The sequence below is a fragment of the Chitinasiproducens palmae genome (genome assembly GCF_900095735.1).
Classification (GTDB): domain Bacteria; phylum Pseudomonadota; class Gammaproteobacteria; order Burkholderiales; family Burkholderiaceae; genus Chitinasiproducens; species Chitinasiproducens palmae.
Map to the genome: position 1 here is coordinate 56069 of NZ_FNLO01000008.1, position 17027 is coordinate 73095.

Annotated in this window: 16 protein-coding genes; 8 read left to right on the forward strand and 8 right to left on the reverse strand. The window is 66.3% G+C overall.

Annotated elements, in window-relative coordinates:
* Window positions 1-83 precede the first annotated feature (83 nt).
* Window positions 84-1280, reverse strand: a complete 1197-nt coding sequence (argE, locus tag BLU54_RS13780; protein WP_091909892.1) for an acetylornithine deacetylase — start codon at window positions 1278-1280, stop codon at window positions 84-86.
* Window positions 1281-1354: 74 nt separating this feature from the next.
* Window positions 1355-2605, reverse strand: coding sequence for a flavin-containing monooxygenase (locus BLU54_RS13785; RefSeq protein WP_091909397.1), 1251 nt, complete (start codon window positions 2603-2605; stop codon window positions 1355-1357).
* A 439-nt stretch (window positions 2606-3044) separates the two neighbouring features.
* Between BLU54_RS13785 and BLU54_RS13790 the strand changes: the two genes are divergently transcribed.
* Genes BLU54_RS13790 through BLU54_RS13810 form a run of 5 tightly spaced genes read left to right on the forward strand, consistent with a single transcriptional unit; the run spans window position 3045 to window position 7378 of the window.
* Window positions 3045-4223, forward strand: a complete 1179-nt coding sequence (locus tag BLU54_RS13790; protein ID WP_091909897.1) for an ABC transporter ATP-binding protein — start codon at window positions 3045-3047, stop codon at window positions 4221-4223.
* 38 nt (window positions 4224-4261) lie between these two features.
* Entirely contained in the window at window positions 4262-5257 is a 996-nt protein-coding gene (locus BLU54_RS13795; RefSeq protein ID WP_235837958.1) for an NAD(P)H-quinone oxidoreductase, read from the forward strand.
* Window positions 5258-5286: 29 nt separating this feature from the next.
* Window positions 5287-5904, forward strand: a complete 618-nt coding sequence (locus BLU54_RS13800; RefSeq protein ID WP_091909900.1) for a glutathione S-transferase family protein — start codon at window positions 5287-5289, stop codon at window positions 5902-5904.
* 9 nt (window positions 5905-5913) lie between these two features.
* Complete coding sequence (locus tag BLU54_RS13805; RefSeq protein WP_091909403.1) at window positions 5914-6381, forward strand: type II 3-dehydroquinate dehydratase; 468 nt, start codon at window positions 5914-5916, stop codon at window positions 6379-6381.
* 37 nt (window positions 6382-6418) lie between these two features.
* Entirely contained in the window at window positions 6419-7378 is a 960-nt protein-coding gene (locus BLU54_RS13810) for a 2-hydroxyacid dehydrogenase (RefSeq protein ID WP_091909406.1), read from the forward strand.
* Here BLU54_RS13810 and BLU54_RS13815 read toward each other — a convergent pair.
* The 4 genes from BLU54_RS13815 to BLU54_RS13830 form a co-directional block, all read right to left on the reverse strand.
* A complete protein-coding gene (locus BLU54_RS13815) occupies window positions 7372-8577 on the reverse strand; it encodes an alpha-hydroxy acid oxidase (protein ID WP_091909903.1) in 1206 nt (401 codons plus the stop codon). The two genes, BLU54_RS13810 and BLU54_RS13815, sit on opposite strands and share 7 nt — an antisense overlap.
* Before the next feature lie 124 nt (window positions 8578-8701).
* The gene (locus tag BLU54_RS13820; protein ID WP_091909409.1) at window positions 8702-9523 is read right to left on the reverse strand and encodes an ABC transporter permease; all 822 of its coding nucleotides are present in this window, start codon (window positions 9521-9523) and stop codon (window positions 8702-8704) included.
* A gap of 1 nt (window position 9524) precedes the next feature.
* The gene (locus BLU54_RS13825; RefSeq protein ID WP_091909412.1) at window positions 9525-10379 is read right to left on the reverse strand and encodes an ABC transporter permease; all 855 of its coding nucleotides are present in this window, start codon (window positions 10377-10379) and stop codon (window positions 9525-9527) included.
* 106 nt (window positions 10380-10485) lie between these two features.
* The gene (locus BLU54_RS13830) at window positions 10486-11511 is read right to left on the reverse strand and encodes an ABC transporter substrate-binding protein (protein WP_091909415.1); all 1026 of its coding nucleotides are present in this window, start codon (window positions 11509-11511) and stop codon (window positions 10486-10488) included.
* A gap of 716 nt (window positions 11512-12227) precedes the next feature.
* Between BLU54_RS13830 and BLU54_RS13840 the strand changes: the two genes are divergently transcribed.
* The 3 genes from BLU54_RS13840 to BLU54_RS13850 all read left to right on the forward strand — a co-directional run bounded on the left by BLU54_RS13840 (window position 12228) and on the right by BLU54_RS13850 (window position 14440).
* Window positions 12228-12641 (forward strand): RidA family protein, encoded by a 414-nt coding sequence (locus tag BLU54_RS13840; protein WP_091909421.1) that lies wholly within the window; start codon window positions 12228-12230, stop codon window positions 12639-12641.
* Between the two features lie 24 nt (window positions 12642-12665).
* Complete coding sequence (locus tag BLU54_RS13845; RefSeq protein WP_091909424.1) at window positions 12666-13337, forward strand: DUF1028 domain-containing protein; 672 nt, start codon at window positions 12666-12668, stop codon at window positions 13335-13337.
* 122 nt (window positions 13338-13459) lie between these two features.
* Window positions 13460-14440 (forward strand): LysR substrate-binding domain-containing protein, encoded by a 981-nt coding sequence (locus BLU54_RS13850; protein WP_091909428.1) that lies wholly within the window; start codon window positions 13460-13462, stop codon window positions 14438-14440.
* 181 nt (window positions 14441-14621) lie between these two features.
* On the opposite strand, the gene BLU54_RS13855 is transcribed toward BLU54_RS13850, so the two are convergent.
* Window positions 14622-15203, reverse strand: a complete 582-nt coding sequence (locus tag BLU54_RS13855) for a superoxide dismutase (RefSeq protein ID WP_091909431.1) — start codon at window positions 15201-15203, stop codon at window positions 14622-14624.
* A gap of 74 nt (window positions 15204-15277) precedes the next feature.
* On the reverse strand, window positions 15278-16648 hold the full coding sequence (gene xseA / locus BLU54_RS13860) for an exodeoxyribonuclease VII large subunit (protein WP_091909434.1): 1371 nt from the start codon (window positions 16646-16648) through the stop codon (window positions 15278-15280).
* Window positions 16649-17027 lie beyond the last annotated feature (379 nt).

Sequence of the window (17027 nt, forward strand, 5' to 3'; positions counted from 1 at the left end):
ATCGCTGCACTCGACGCGCGGGCGCGGCGCGCTTGAACAGCATAGCGCCCGCGCCGTTCACGCGTTTATGCCGCGCACGCCGGTCACCCGTTGGCCTGGCCGCCCGGCGCGTTGCTCAGGCGAGTCGCCAGCCGCGCCATCATCGCATCGCACCGGCTCAGTTGTTCGACCGTGACGAATTCGTCGGGCTTGTGACCCTGGTCCATGCTGCCCGGCCCGCACACCACCGTTGGAATGCCCATCGCATCGTATAGGCCACCTTCGGTGCCGAACGCGACGGTATCGAAGCGGCCGGCTTCATCCTGCCCCGCGCCACTGAGCGCGGCGATCAGGCGCGCCGCGTCGCTGTCCGGGTCCGTCGCAAGTCCGGGATACGCGTTCAGCGTCTCGAAACGGATGTCGGTATCCGGCACGACCGCGCGCATCCGCGGCAGCAGCGTCCCGCTCGCGTAGGACTGCAGTTGCGTGGTGACCGTGCGCATATCGAAACCGGGCACCGCGCGCACCTCGAAGTCGAAGTCGCATTCCGCCGGCACGATGTTGAGTGCGCGGCCGCCGCGAATCAGGCCGGCCTGCACGGTCGTGAACGGCGGGTCGAAGCGGTCGTCCCGCTGGCCGGGCTCGGCCAGCGCGTCGCCAATCTCCTCGAGCCTGGCGACCAGCCGAGCCGCGTAGTGAATCGCGTTGACGCCGTATGGCGCATACGCGGAATGGCACGCGGCCCCTTTGACACAACAGCGGACGGCCAGCTTCGCCTTGTGCCCGAGCACCGGGCGCATCCCGGTGGGTTCGCCGATCACGCAGACGCGCGGCCTGAAGCCACGCTTTTGCAACTCGGCCAACATCGGCCGAACGCCAACGCAGCCGATTTCCTCGTCGTAGGAGAACGCCAGGTGAATCGGCACCGCCAACGGATCTTCGAGAAAGCGCGGCACGGCGGCAAGCACCGAAGCAAGATAGCCCTTCATGTCGGCGGTGCCCCGCCCGTACAGCCGCCCGTCCGCTTCGGTCAGTCGGAATGGCGGCACGGTCCAGTTCTGGCCGTCCACCGGCACCACGTCGGTGTGGCCCGACAGCACGACGCCACCGTCGCCGGGCGGGCCGATGGTCGCAAACAGGTTGGCCTTGCTTCGGTCGTCGTTGTGGAACAGCTCGCTCGCCACACCCAGTTCGTGCAGATAGTCGTGCACGAATTCGATCAGGCCGAGATTCGACTCCCGGCTGACGGTCGGAAATCCGACCAGGTGGGCCAGCATGTCCTGGCTCGATCGCGTGTTCATCGCATGTCCTGTCACGGTGCCTTCGTGCGCCTGCAATGGCGGTTGCGCCGCGCGACGCACGCGTGGCCCCTCGTTCAATCCTTCTCGTACGCAACGTAGTTGCGCTGGATCGCGATGTGATCGGCAAGATACTTCGCGTCGTGCCAGCAACCGTAGATGAAGGATGACGCACGGTTGGTCAGCTCGGGCAGCCCCAGGAAATAAATGCCGCTTTCAGCCGAAATGCCGCGCTTGTGGAACGGCATGCCATGCTCGTCGAAGGCATCGACCTGGAGCCAACCGAAATCGAACTTGAAACCGGTGGCCCACAGTATCGTCTTGATGCCCGCTTCGGCCAGATCGAGTCGCAGGATCGGCTCGGTCAGGCACGCCGGATCGTCGAGCAGTTGCCAGGCATCCGGCTCTGCCGGCAAGTCCAGCCCGTTGCGTTCGACATAGGCATCGGCTTCGCGCAGGACGTCGAAGTAGGCTTCGTCACCCGCGGCAACGTTCGCGGTCAGGTCGTTCTCGAAATGAAGCACGCCGCGCTCATAGCCCTTGGTCAGGCCGAGCACGGTAATGCCCTGATGTGCGAGGCGGCGAAAATCGATGGTCTTGCCGCCATCGTAGCCGCTCACCGCGAACGCCACGTGCTTCTTCTTGAGCTTGTTCTTGATTTCGTCCCACTTGCCCAGCACGCCCAGCCACCAGACGTAATCCCGGTTCCGGTACGAGCGTGGCGGCCGATAGTGCTCGCCTACCGACAGATAAACCGTCTTGCCGCTCGCACGAAGCTCTTCGGCAATCTGCGAGCCGGACGCGCCACCGCCGACGACCAGCACGGCGCCATCGTCGAGCTGGCCCGGATGCTTGTACGCGGACGAGTGCAGTTGCCGCACCCCGGCATCGGCCGGGATGATCGCCGGGAATTGCGGCACCTGGAATGGACCAGTCGCGGCGACGACCCGTTTCGCCTCGATCACGCCGTCGGACGTCGTCACGATGAAACCGGGTCGGTTGTCGCAACGCTTCACGTTCGTCACCTCGACGCCCGTGCGGATCGGCGCGTCGATCATCCTTGCATAGTCTTCGAAATACTTTGCCACCCGCTCCTTCGGCGGGAACGCGTCCGGCTGCACGTCGTCGAATTCGAGATTCGGAAAACGGTCGTGCCAGGCCGGACCGTTGGCCACCAGCGAATCCCAACGCTCCGAGCGCCAGCGCTCGGCGACGCGCTTGCGTTCGAGCACGAGATGCGGAACCTTCATGTCCCGGAGATGTTCGCTCATGGCGATGCCGGACTGTCCCGCGCCGATGACGAGCGTATCGATTTGTTCGACTGGCATTTCTGATCCTGAAGAAGGAATGGGGAACGTGTGGCCTCCGATCCGGCACGCGCGGGCGCCGAGCGAACGATGCCAAGCCCTGCTCTGCTGAACGGGCGGTTCATGGGGAGAGCAGTTTGCGCAAGGCGCGCGCGCTTGATAACCAGCATTTTCGTAGGCGGTGCTTCGGAAAAACCAAAGGGGTGGTGGGACGGCATCGCCGGACGATGAAGGCGCGAGGGCATCCGTTTTTCCGATGACGGGCCTCAGGATTCGCAAACCGCGCCCGCCTTTCGTTCTCGTATCCTTCGGTGGTGCTGCCCGCCCGACCAGCCGCGCATGCCTGGTCGGCCGCTGCTTGCCTCGCTGCCGCTGGTCGCCGCTGCTTGCCGTCCATCGCCGCCTGTTGCCCTTCACCGCCTCACTCGCAGTGCGCCCGCGCTGCGCGAAATGGATCGTCATGAAACCTGTGGAATCTTTGAACGGCAGCAACCGCGACGCCAGCGACAGCAGCGGCGGCGGGAGCCGCGCGACGGCGGGCGCCCCGGTTGCCGTCAGCATGGAAGGCGTGGTTGCCAAATATCGCGATCTGACGATCCTGCACGACCTCTCGCTGAAGATTGCACAGGGCGAATTTCTGACCCTGCTCGGCCCGTCCGGTTGCGGCAAGACGACCCTGCTGAACCTGATCGCCGGCTTCACGCAAGCGGATACGGGGGAAATCTTCATCGACGGCAAGCTGGTGACCGACCTGCCAGCGCACCAGCGCGAGATCGGCATCGTGTTCCAGAGCTATGCGCTGTTTCCGCACATGGATGTGGCGCGCAACATCGGCTATGGGCTACGCATGCGCGGTGTCGGCGCGCGCGAGATCGCGCAACGGGTCGACGCGGCGATGGCGCTGGTCAAGCTTGGCGGACTCGGCCATCGCAAGCCGCGCGAACTGTCCGGCGGGCAGCAGCAGCGCGTCGCACTGGCCCGCGCGCTGGTGATCCGACCCAAGGTGCTGCTGCTCGACGAGCCGTTCTCGGCACTCGACAAAGGCCTGCGCGGTGCGATGCAGGTCGAGATCCGCGAGATCCAGCGCGAGCTTGGCGTCACCACCGTGTTCGTGACGCACGACCAAGGCGAAGCGCTCAGCATGTCGGACCGCATCGCGGTCATGTCGCAAGGCCGCATTTGCCAGATCGCCACGCCCGACGAAATCTACCGGCGCCCGACCGATCCGTTCGTCGCCTCCTTCCTCGGCGACGTGAACATCCTGCCCAGCCATTTCCATGGCGAGGACGCGACGCACTACCAGCTCCGCCTGGGCGGCGGTCTGGTCAGCGTCGAGCGTGAGCGTCTGGTCGGCGGCGAGCACGGTGGCGGACGCATGGATATCTACGTGCGCCCCGAACATATCGGCTTCGAGCCGCTCGGCGCGGACTCAGTCCTGACCGGCACCGTGGTCAATCACGTGTTCCAGGGCGATCACGTCGACAGCTACGTGGACGTGAACGTCGCGACGCACGGTTCGCAACGGGTCATGGTGCGCACGGCCGGACTGGATGCCATCGAACGCTTCCCGATCGGCACCGTGACCGCGCTGGCGCTGCCACCCCGCTATCTGACTGTCTTCCCCGAAGCGGTGGCGTGAGCGCCGCATCGTGTCCTGTGCGTGAGTTGAAACGAACGATGAGCATTCCCTCCTCCATGCAGGCCATCGTCGCGCACCAAGCGGGCGGTCCCGACGTGCTGCGCTTCGCGCAAAGACCGGTGCCGGCGCCGGGCCCCGGCCAGGTGCTGCTGCGCGTACTGGCCGCGGGCGTGAACCGCCCGGACATCATGCAACGCGAGGGCCTGGCGAAACCGGCCGCTGGCGTCACCGACGTGCTCGGCCTCGAAGCCTGCGGCGAGGTCGCCGCCTGCGGTCCGAGCGTTGCGCGTCTGGTGCCCGGCGCGCGCGTGATGGCCCTGCTGCCCGGCGGCGGTTATGCTCCCTGGTGCGTGGCGACGGCCGATCACTGCCTGCCCGTGCCGACCGGGCTCGGCGACGAGGAAGCCGGTGCATTGCCCGAAGGACTCTTCACGGTCTGGCACAACCTGTTCGAACTGGCGTCCCTCAAGCTCGGCGAGACCGTGTTGGTCCACGGCGCGGCGGGCGGCATCGGCACGCTGGCGATCCGCATGGCTCACGCGGCAGGCGCGACGGTGATCGCAACCGCCGGCCGCGCGGACCGTCTCGACGCACTGCGCGAGATGGGCGCGGCGGCGGCTGTCTGCTATCGCGATACCGACTTCGTTGCAGCCTGCCGCGAAGCCAGCGCAGGGCGCGGCGTGGACGTCGTGATCGACATGGTCGGTGGCGACTATGTGCGCCGCAATCTCGACGCGCTGGCATTCGGCGGACGACACGTCAGCCTGTCGTTTCTGCATGGCTCCCGGATCGACATCGAATTGCTCACGCTGATGCAGAAGCAGCTCAGCCTGCACTCGTCGACCCTGCGCCCGCAGTCGGATGACGAGAAAGCGCGCATGGCTCGCCTGCTTGAACGACGCGTGCTGCCGTTGATCGCCGATGGCCGGATCCGGCCGCGCGTACAGCAAAGCCTGCCATTGGCCAAGGCGGCGGACGCGCATCGTCTGCTCGAAAGCGGCGCGGTATTTGGCAAGCTGGTGCTGGTCCCATGACGCCGGTCGCCTCGCAGGATGCCGGTCCGATGCAACTGTTGCACGCGCCCACCTCGCCGTATGTCCGCAAGGTGAGGGTCAGCGCCCACCTGCTCGGACTGAGCGAGCGCATTGCTCTGCTGCCCAGCGCCGCCAATCCGGTGGTCCGCGACGGCAGGATCGCGGTCCACAATCCGCTCGCCAAGGTGCCGACGCTCGTGCTGGGCGACGGCCGCACGCTGTATGACAGCCGCGTCATTTGCGAATATCTGGACAGCCTGCGGCCCGACTACGGCCTGTTCCCAGCGTCCGGACACGCCCGCTGGCAGGCCCTCGGCCGCCAGTCGCTGGGCGACGGGCTGCTCGACGCCGCGTTGCTGGCCCGCTACGAGTACACCGCCCGGCCGTCCGACAAACAATGGGACGGATGGCGCAACGCGCAACTGGTGAAGGTGCAGTCCTGTCTCGCGATCATCGAACGGGACGCCGACGCCCTTGCCTGCGAGCGCTTGACGATCGGTGAGGTCACCCTAGGCTGCGCATTGGGCTACCTGGATTTTCGTTTCCCCGACCTGGCATGGCGCGATGCGCATCCGAACGCCGCACGCTGGCATGCCCGGCTGCAGACGCTGCCGGCCATGCAGGCCACCTTCCCCTCCGAGCGCTGAGCACACGCCATGGCCGATACCGCGACGTCTCCCACCCAGCCGGACACCGTCTGGTTCCTGAATGGTCCGAATGCCAATCTCTACGGCCTCGATGCCAACCGGGTCTACGGCAGCGACAGCTATCCCACCTTGCAGGCCCGCTGCGAGGCGAAGGCCGCGTCGCTCGGTCTGACGCTGAAGTTCGTGCAGTCGAACTGGGAAGGGCAATTGGTCGACTGGATTCAGGAGGCACGCGGCACCGCCGGCGGCATCATCATCAACGCCGCCGGTCTCACCTACTCGTCGGTACCGATTCTCGATGCGCTGCTGTCCTTTCCGGGCAGGATCATCGAAGTCCACATGAGCAACATCTGGCGCCGGGAAAGCTTCCGTCACCACTCCTATATCTCGAAAGCGGCCGATGGCGTCATCGCAGGACTCGGTGGGGATGGCTACGAACTGGCGATCGAAGCGATGTCGCGTCTGCTTCGCCGATGATGACAACCGCCTTGATCCGCCTCGACAGTCTCGCGTCATGAACCGCCCCGCCCCTTCCGCCGAACTCGGTACGCTCGTCTTCCATAGCGACTTCGACGACTTCGACACCTGGAAGCGCGCGCTTCAGGCCCACCTGCCGGCGTTGCGGATCGTGCGCGCGCACGAGGTCACCGATTCGACCGAGGTCCACTTCGCGCTGGTCTGGAAACCGCCCAGCGGCTTTTTCCGCCAAATGACGCAGCTCAGGCTGATCGTCAACCTGGGCGCCGGCGTGGATTCGCTGACGTCGCGCGACGACCTGCCGGCGCACGTGCCGGTCACCCGCATCAGTGATCCGAACATGGCACGCATGATGGCGGGTTACGTGCTCTTCGCGACCCTCCGGCACGCGCGCGACATTCCGTTCTTCGAGGCTGCGCAGCGCCGCGGCGAATGGACTTACCGGCACCCGCGCAATCCCGAGGACATCCGCGTGGCTGTGTTGGGCCTGGGCGAGCTTGGCGCGCGCGCCGCGAGCGAGCTGCAACGCCAGGGCTTCACGGTGCTCGGCTGGTCGCGCAGCCCGCGGCAGATCGAAGGGGTGCAGTGTCACGCCGGCCTCGATGCGCTCGACGGCGTGCTGACGCAGGCAGACATTCTGGTGATCATGCTGCCGCTGACCGCCGACACGCGCGGCCTGCTCGATGGCGCCCGGCTGGCGCGGCTGCCGCGCGGCGCCGCCGTCATCAACGTGGCGCGCGGCGCCATCGTCGATCAACGCGCATTGACGGCGCTGTTGGAGAACGGTCATGTCGGCGCCGCCACGCTCGACGCCTTCGATCCGGAACCCTTGCCCGGCGACGATCCACTCTGGTCGATGCCGAACGTGCTGATTACGCCGCACCTCGCTTCCGTCGCCATCCCGGCATCGGCCGCGCGGCAGATCGCGGACAACCTCGTGCGCGTGTCGAACGGTGAGAGGCTGAGCAGCCAGGTCGACGTGCGGCGCGGTTACTGAGACGCCTGCGGTGCCAGGCTGACCTCGCCGACGCCACCAACACCGAGCTGGCCCGCCGGCATGCCGTGCGTCGTCAACAGTTCGGCGCCCAGCTCGGCGATGCACGTGCAACCGAGGAGCCGCATGCAGGTCTGCAACTCCTTGTGCAGCATCGCAAGAACGTCGGCCACGCCGGCCCGCCCCGCCGCCGCCAGGCCATACAGCGGTGCGCGGCCGAGCAACACGCCGTGCGCGCCGAGCGCAACAGCCTTTGCCACATCGCTGCCCCGCTGGATACCGCCATCGATCAACACCTCGGCCGAGCGGGGCGCACTCGCGACGGTCTCGGGCAGAATGTCGAGCGGACTGCGCGCGCCATCGAGTTGACGTCCGCCATGGTTCGACAGCACGACGCCATCGACCCCGTATCCGAACGCGGTGCGTGCGTCGCGCGCGCTCTGGATGCCTTTGAGGAAAATACGGCCTTGCCAGTGTGTGCGCAGCCATGCGATATCGCGCCAGTTCAAGGTCTGGTCCATTCGATGCGTGCGCGTGCCGGTGACGTCGTCGATGCCGGCCGCCAGCCGCGCGCTCCGCGACAGGTTGACGAGTCTTGGCTGACCATGGGCGCCGACCGACGCCAGCCAGCGCGGATGCATCGCAAGATCCCACAGGAGGCCGGGCGTCCAGCGCACCGGCATCGCAAAGCCGGTGCGCGCATAGTCGTCGCGCTGGCCGAGCACCGGCGTATCGACGGTCAGCAGCAACGTCGAAAACCGCGCTTCGCGCGCGCGTGCCATCAGGTTCTCCGCGATCCGGCGATCCTGCTGCACATATAACTGCAACCAGAGATCGCCGTCGCTGACCTCGCGAACGTCTTCCAGCAGACTGGTCGACGCGGTCGACATGACGAACGGCAGTCCCGCCGCATGCGCCGCGCAAGCGAGCGCTTCTTCAGCTGCCTGTCTGAAGATGCCGTTGATCCCTGTCGGTCCGACCACCGCCGGCCACGCGACGCCGCGGCCGGCAAGCATCGCGCGCGTGTCCAGCGCGGACACATCACGCAGCACGCGGGGCTCGAACGCGAGCGCTTCGAACGCGGCACGGTTGCGACGCAACGTGACTTCGTTCTCGGCGCCCCCTTCCAGATAGGCGAATGCGAAACGCGGCAGGAAGCGCCGCGCCGCCGCACGGTAGTCGGCGACGTTGGAGCGAATCATGGCAGGTCTCGTGGACAGCATCGCGCTGACGGCGGAGCGTCGGCGCCGGCGCGCCAGCGGGCGGTCGACGCGCGCGGGCCGGCGGACGCGGCCAACCCGCCATGCAAGCCAAGCACGCACACGTTCAACGGCTCTCTTCGATGTTCAGGATCTTGCCGAGACCGAGGAAATAATTCGCGAACGCCAACAGGCTGGCGGTAACCACGATGTACACCACCGAGAGCGCGGCGAGGGTCGGGTCGGCGAACTGGCGGACGTAGTTGTACATCGTGACCGGCAACGTCTGAGTCGCCTCGGTCGTGATGAAGAGCGACGCCGTGAACTCGTTGAACGACAGGATCGCGGCAAACAGCCAGCCGCCGAACAGCCCTGGCGCGAGCAGCGGCACCACGACGGTCAGCAACACTTTCACCGGCGGCGCGCCGAGACTCGCCGCGGCATTCTCCAGACGTTCGTCGAGATTCTCCATCGACACATAGACGCTGCGCAGCACGAACGGCAAGACCAGAATTACGTGGCACAGAATCAGGATTGCGTAGCCCCGCTCCATGCCGACCTGCGCGACCAGCATCAGAAGGCCAAGCCCGATCGTGAATTGCGGCACGACCATCGGCATCGTCAGGATCGCCTGCAAGGCATCCTTACCTTTGAAGTCCAGCCGCTTGACGATGACGGCGATGCCGGCGCCGATCACCAATGCAATGATCGACGCCCAGAAGGTGACGATCAGGCTGGAGCGAAAGCCGGCCTGGAAATCGGGATAGGTCAGCACGCGCCCGAACCAGTGCCACGACCACTGCTCGGGCGGGAACGACAGGATCGCCCGGTCGTTGAATGCCGCGAGCGTGACAACCAGAACCGGCAGCAGCAGGAAGGCGAGGATCGCGCAGATCAGGATCGGACCGGCAATCCGCAACGGCCACGGCAGGCTGCTCTTGATCTTCATGTCAGTGCGCTCCAATCCGCTGCAGTCGCGCGGTGAACTTGCCGAAGACCAGCAGCGAGACCATCGTCAAGGCCAGACCGATGATGCTGAGGCTCGCGGCCAGCGGGAAGTTCAATGACGACAGGCCGAGTTGATAGACCAGCGTCGAGATGGTCGGCACGCGCCCGCCGCCGATCATCTGCGGCGTCGCGAACGCGCTGAAGGTCCAGGCGAACGCGGTGGTCGCACTGGCCAGAATGCCCGGCATCGACAGCGGCAACGTCACCGTCACGAAGATGCGAACCGGATTGGCGCCGAGGCTTTGCGCCGCGCGTTCATAGTCGCGGTTGATATGCGAGATCGCCGCGCCCAGCATCAGGACGGTCACCGGAATCGTCACATGCACCAGCGCCACCACCACGCCGAAGTGCGTGAACATCAGGTCCAGCGGCCATTCGATCAGGCCGAGCTTGCGCAGCAGCGTATTGACGAAGCCGTTGCTGCCGAGCACCACCGTCCACGAGTAGGTACGCACGATCTCGCCGAGAAACAGCGGCGTGAGGGACAGGATCAGGATGATCGACTTCAGCGTGCGGTTGCGCACGCGAACCAGCGCATAGGCCAGCGGGTAGGCGAGCAGCAGCGAGAACACCATCGTCTCGATACTCAGACGCAGCGTGTTCCACAGTGCGTTCAGGTAGATGCCATTGCCGAGGCCCGAGAAGTTCTCCAGCGTCAGACCGCCGACGTCCAGCGACCCGGGCACGTAGGCGCGCAGGCTGAACTGGAGCACGGTCATCAACGCCGCGCACGTGCTCAGTGCCAGGATCACCGCGGGCGCGATCATCCATCCCTTCAGCCTGCTGTACATGTTCATGCCATCGTTCTTGGTGGGTTTGCCGCCGACGGCGACCCGGTCGCGCGCGGTTCACCGCCGGCGGCGAGACCCGGCAGGGAAGCGGCGGACGGGTGCCGTGGACGTCTCAGTTCATGATGTTTTCGGCGAACCACTTGCGCCACGCCGGCGTCAGTTCGGCGCGCAGCTTCGAGTCGATGACGATGGTCTGCTTCTCCCACTGCGCGCGCGTCGTGAACACGCCAGGCAGCGCCGCATCCGCCGCGCTGACCGAGGCATTGTCGATCACCGGACTGGCCTTCTGCGACGCGACGATCTTGGCCTGGACCGCGGGCGACAGCGCGATATTGATGAACTTGTAGGCCAGGTCAGCCTTCTTCGAACCCTTCATGATCGCCATCGTGTCGACGCCGAGCACCGCGCCTTCTTTCGGAATGACGACCTTGATCGGCACGCCCTGCGCGATCTGGTAGTAGGCGTTCATCGACAGCAGCACCTGCACCGGCGTCTCGCCGGTCTGGATCAGCTGTTGGCCGTTCGCGTCGTCCGTGTAGAACGCCTTGAAGTTCGGCTTCAGCGCCTTGAGCTTGTCGGCACCCTTCTGCCAGTTCTTCGCGTCGCCGCCGGAGAGGATCGCGGCCACCGTGATGATGTGGCTGGGGTCCCAATCAGGTACCGAAAGCTTTCCCTTGAGCGCCGGATTCCACAGGTCGTTCCAGCTGTTGAACTTCATGCTGGCCGGTACGAGATCGGTGCGATAGCCGATCGTATAGACGTAGGCCCAGGTGCCGACGTGGTAAGGACTGATCCTCGCCTGGTCGACGACGTGCGAATAGTTCGACAGCTTGCTCGTGTCGAGCTTCTCGAAGAGGTTGCTGTTCGCGTACAGCCAGCCGACCTGCGAGGTGGTGACGGTGATGTCGCTCTCGGGCGACGACGCGAGCTTGGCCTTGTTGAGCCGGTCGATGGTGCCGCCGGTGACGTACTTCACCGGGACGCCGGTCTGCTTCGTGAATTCGCGGCCGATGGTCTGATCGATCATGTCCCGGAAGTTGCCGCCCCAGGTGCTGACGACCAGCGCGTCGTCGGCGTTCGCGGAGCCCGCGGCCATGGCACCGAAGACGATGCTGGCGGTGAGTATTTTTTTGATCACTCGATACCCCAAAGGTTGAAAAGAGAGTCGCGAAGCCAACGTACGCAGAAGGACGACATCCGTCACCGGCGGCCATGCCGAGCCTCGTCATCCTTCCAGCCCGTGCTGCGCCGGCCGGGCCACTGCCGTCAGTGGCCTTCAGTGGCCTTAAGTGGCCGTGAGCCGCGGTGCATGGTGGCGAGTGGTCGTGCGCGGTCGCAAGCAGTCGGTACGGGTCGAGTGGATAGTGAAAGCGCGCGCCGCGTTCAACAAGTTGCCTTTTCCGCTGGCGTGACTCGCAATTCCTGACGCCACGCTTTTTTGTTCATGCATGCGGTGGCGGGCATGCATGACGGACGGGTGGCCACCGCCTGCCAACCGCCTTCGCCGCACTCCAGCCACAGCGCCAGCCGCCTCGCCGCCTTCCGGCCGGGTCCCGTCGCCACCGGCGCCGGCGCGGCCTGGCTTTCGGAAATTCCGAGACACGGCCCCGGAAAAACCAAATTGGCAGCGCCGCCCGTCTGACCGACCATCTGATGCATCGCGGCCGAGCGCCGGCGCCGCTTCGCAGCCGTTGCCTATGCGCCTGCCGGCCGAGCCGGGCCACGCGCGATGCCACTCCTCATGCCGCTCATGCCGCTCATGCCGCTCATGCCGCTCATGTCGCTCGTGTCGCTCACTTCGCCCGCGCCACGCAAGGCGGCTCGTTCACCTTCCCTCACCTCCATCGTCGCGCCATGAAACACAAACGCATTCGGACGTTCAACACCAAGGCCACCTACCCGGAGCAGAAGCTCGACAACGATCTGTGCCAGGCAGTCGTCGCACGCGGCAGCTTCGTGTTCCTGCGCGGGCAGATCGGCCAGAATCTCGATACGTCGGAAAGCGTCTGCATCGGCGACGCCGCCGGCCAGACCGAGCAGGCGATGTCCAACATCGCCATGCTGCTTGCCGAAGCCGGCGGGGAACTCGCCGACATCTGCAAGATCACCATCTACATCACCGACCCGCGCTACCGCGAAGACGTTTACCGCGTGGTCGGCAAATGGCTGAAGAACGTCTTCCCCGTCTCGACCGGCATCGTCGTCTCGGCGCTGGCCAGGCCCGAATGGCTGGTCGAAGTCGACGCGACCGCCGTCATCCCGGATTGATCCACGCACTGCGAGGCACTGCCCATGACGTTTTCGATCATTGCCCGTTGCCAGCGAAGCGGCCAATTCGGCGCCGCGGTGGCCTCGTCGTCGCCGGCCGTGGCCGCGCGCTGCATCCGCGCGCGGTCTGGCGTCGGTGCGGCCGCCAGCCAGAACATCACCGACCCGGCGCTCGGACCACGGGCTCTCGACCTGATGGCCGGCGGCGACACGCCGGCTGACGCGTTGCAAACGCTGCAGCAGACACCGTTCATCGAATATCGCCAACTGATGGCCATCGATACGCATCGTCCGCCCGCCGTGTTCACCGGCGGCAAGGCGCTCGGTACGCTCGCCAGCGTGGTGGGCCAACACGCCGCCTGCGCCGGCAACATGCTGGCCTCGCGCGAGGTGCCCGCCGCGATGCTCGCCGCTTTCGAACGCACAGACGGGCCGCTGGCCGAGCGGCTGATGCAGGCCTTGCTGGCTGGACAGGCGGCGGGCGGCGAGGAAGGGCCGGTTCACTCCGCCGGCCTGCTGGTCTATGGCGATCTCGACTGGCCCATCGTCGACCTCCGCATGGACTGGGTGGAGGCGGATCCGGTCGCCGCGCTGCACCGCGCCTGGCAGGTGTATGCGCCGCAAATCGACGATTACGTGACGCGTGCCCGCGATCCGCGCAGCGCGCCGAGCTTCGGCGTGCCCGGCGATTTCTGATCGCTTTTTTTGATCGCTTTTTTGATCGCTTATAGGGCGTTGACGCGCCGTGCGAAGATCACCGTTACCTGCACCACCCCGGCGTTCGGTGGCCTGTCGCCCTGCTCCATCTCGTCCCGCTCATGCTGAATCGCATTTCCCTGCGTCAAATGGAGTATTTCCTGGCGGCTGCCAAGTACGGCAGCATCGCCATCGCGTCGAGCCAGATCCATATTTCGGCGCCGTCGATTTCCGCCGCCATCGCTCACATGGAAGGTGAGCTCGGCATCCAGATGTTCATTCGCCATCCGTCCAAGGGCATGACCCTGACACCGGTCGGCGCGCAAGTGATGCAGGAGTGCGAGCGCCTGCTCGAACGCGCGTCGAAGCTTTACGAGATTGCGTCGGATTCGAGCGAAGCGATGCAAGGGGTGCTGCGGGTCGGCTGCTTCCAGTCGCTGACGCCGATGATCGCGCCCGAAGTCATCTTCGGTTTCAAGCGCGCCTTCAGCAAGATCGAGCTGAAGCTGGTCGAAGGCGACCAGCGGGAATTGATCGCCAAGCTTCACAACGGCGAAATCGACGTCGCGATCACGTATGACCTCGATCTCGACGAAGACATGCAGTTCGAGACCCTGTGCCAGTTGCCGCCACACGTTCTAGTCAGCGAACTGCATCCGCTCGCGCAGCAGCGCGCGGTCACGCTCGGGGAACTGGCGCCGCAACCGATGGTGCTGCTCGACCTGCCGATGAGCCGCGACTATTTCCTGTCGCTTTTCTCGCGGGCCGGCGTGGCGCCGCAGATCGTCGCACGGACGCGCTCGGAGGACGTCGTCCGATCGCTCGTCACCAACGGTATCGGCTACGCGCTGTTCAATGTCAGGCCAAAGTCGAATCAGTCGCTCGACGGCAAGCGGTTCACCCGCCTGCGGCTGGCCGGCGAGCACCGCCCGATGCTGCTGGGCCTGGCCACTTACGCGCCCGCCAAGCGACCGCGGCTGGCGCAGGTGTTCATGCAACGCTGCCGCTCCTACATTTCCGATCAATACATTCCAGGCATGAGCGCGGCGAGCTACTTCGACCCGCATCTCAATGCGCTGGCGTCCGACCTCGGCGGACCTTGAGCCGCGACGGCCGAACCGCTCGCCGCCATCGGCGCCGCTGGACGTGGCTGGACGTGGCTGGACGTGGCGGTCCGAGCGGCGTCCTCGGCGACGCAACCACGACTGTCAGAAACGACAAAGCCCTCGCCATCGAGGGCTTTGTCGCATCGGGCGGCGCCGCATGGTCCGGCGCCTCGCGAACTCAGGCGGCGAAGTTTTTCGCGGCGAAGTCCCAGTTGACGATGTTCCAGAATGCTTCGAGGAACTTCGGACGCGCGTTGCGGTAGTCGATGTAGTACGCGTGCTCCCACACGTCGACGGTCAGCAGCGGCTTGGCATCGGTGGTCAGCGGCGTTTGCGCGTTGCTGGTCGAGACGATGTCGAGCGAGCCGTCGCTCTTGCGCACCAGCCACGCCCAGCCCGAACCGAAGGTCGCGATGGCGGCGGCGGCGAAGGCTTCCTTGAACTTGTCGTACGAGCCCCACTTCGCGTCGATGGCCTGGGCCAGTTCACCGGTGGGCGCACCGCCGCCGTTCGGCGACAGGCAATGCCAGAAGAAGGTGTGGTTCCAGACTTGCGCGGCGTTGTTGAACACACCGCCCGACGACTTGCGCACGATTTCCTCGAGCGAGAGATCGGCGAACTCGGTGCCCGCGATCATCTTGTTCAGGTTGGTGACGTACGTCTGATGATGCTTGCCGTAGTGGAACTCGAGCGTTTCCTGCGACATATGCGGCTGCAGCGCATCCTTCGCATAGGGCAACGGCGGCAGTTGATGTTCCATTTTTTTGTCCTGTCTCGTTTGTGGGTGCAGCGATTGTAGGCAGTTGCCGCGCGCGGCGCAAACCGTGCGGCTGCCTACAGGTCGTGGTCGAGACGAGGTTGAACGGCGCCGAGCGTGACATCGAGCGCACCGTCGGCCAGCAGCACGCTGACCCGCTTGCCGCTGGCGAAGTCGCGCGGCGCGCGCAGCGCGGTGCCGTCGTTCGGATCCAGGATGGCGGCGTAGCCACGCCGCAAGGTTTCGCGCGGACTGAGCAGCGCAACGCTCGCGCCGAGCGTGCGCAGTTGTGCCTGGCGGGCCGCATGCGCGCTTGCGAAGGCCTGCGCCGCGCGCGCCGCGAGTGCGTCGATGGCGACGCGCGCGGCCTGCGGCTGCGGACGGCGATGCAACAGGCGCGCCGACAGCAGGTCCAGCCGCGCTCGCGCGGTCATCCGGGTCCGCTCGGTGGCCTGCCCGAGCCGGGCGCCGAGTTGCTGCAGATGGGTGCGCTGCCGTGCCACCCGCTCGGCCGGACTGACCAGCCGGCGCGACAGCCAATCGACCTGCTGCTGGCGGCGCTCGATCTCACGGCCGAACGCGCGTGCAAGCCGGCTGTGACGATGGTCGAGCTCGCCGAGCAACGCCAGCCGATCCGGGCTGACCAGCTCGGCGGCGGCGGTTGGCGTCGGCGCGCGCAGATCGGCGACGAAGTCGGCGATCGTGAAGTCGGTTTCATGCCCGACGCCGGCCACCACCGGCACCGGGCTATCGACCACCGCGCGCGCCAGGACTTCCTCGTTGAAGGCCCACAGATCCTCGATCGCGCCACCGCCCCGGCACAGGATGATCACGTCGACCCGATCGACGTCGCGGCGCGCCGCGACGGCCTGCAGTTGTGCGGCGAGGCGCGGCGCGGCATCGACACCTTGCACCGGCGCCGGGTAGACGACGATCGGAACATGCGGGGCGCGGCGCGCGAGCGTGCTCAGCACATCGCGCAACGCCGCGGCCTGCAGCGAAGTCACCACGCCGATCGCGCGAGGATGGCTGGGCAGCGCGCGCTTGCGCTCGGCGTCGAACAGCCCCTCGGCCTCGAGCCGTTGCTTCATCTGCAGGAACAGTTCGTAGAGGCGCCCCTGGCCCACCCGGCGGATCGCCTCGACGTTGAGTTGCAGCTCGCCACGCGGCGTGTACATCGAAACCAGTGCGCGAACTTCGATGCGGTCGCCCTCGCGCGGCCGGAAATCCGTGTACTGCGCACGGTTGCGGAACATCACGCAGCGCAGTTGCGCCTGTGCATCCTTGATCGAGAAATACCAATGGCCGCTCGCCGCGCGCGTGAAGTTCGAGACCTCGCCAGTCACCCAGCACAGCGGAAAGCTGCGTTCGAGCAACACGCCGATGGCGCGGTTCAGTTCCGAGACGGAGATGACGCGCTGTGCATCGGCTGACTGGGGATCGGACATCGATTTCTATGCGGTGGAAGATGGACGGCGGACAAGCGGCACGTCGGGCGCTCGCGGCGCCGCCGTCGAAGGCAGCGTGGCAGGCGGGCCGGCAACGGTGGAGGACGGTCGGTGGCCGCCGACGAGGGTCCGCGGAGGGCGAGGCCGCGCATCGGCATGGACACCGCCATTGTAGCCGGGCTGCGGCGCGACGCCCTTCGATGCCGCCCGCGCCGCGGTCGGCGGCGCGCTCGCAAGGCGCCAGCAGACATGCGTTTCGGGACGTGGGCCTGCCGGCATGCATTCCGGGGCATGCATTCCGAGACCCGCCTTTGGGGACCTGCGTTTCGGGACCTGCGTTTCGGGACGTGCTGGAGCAGGCATGCCGGCGCAGTCGCGG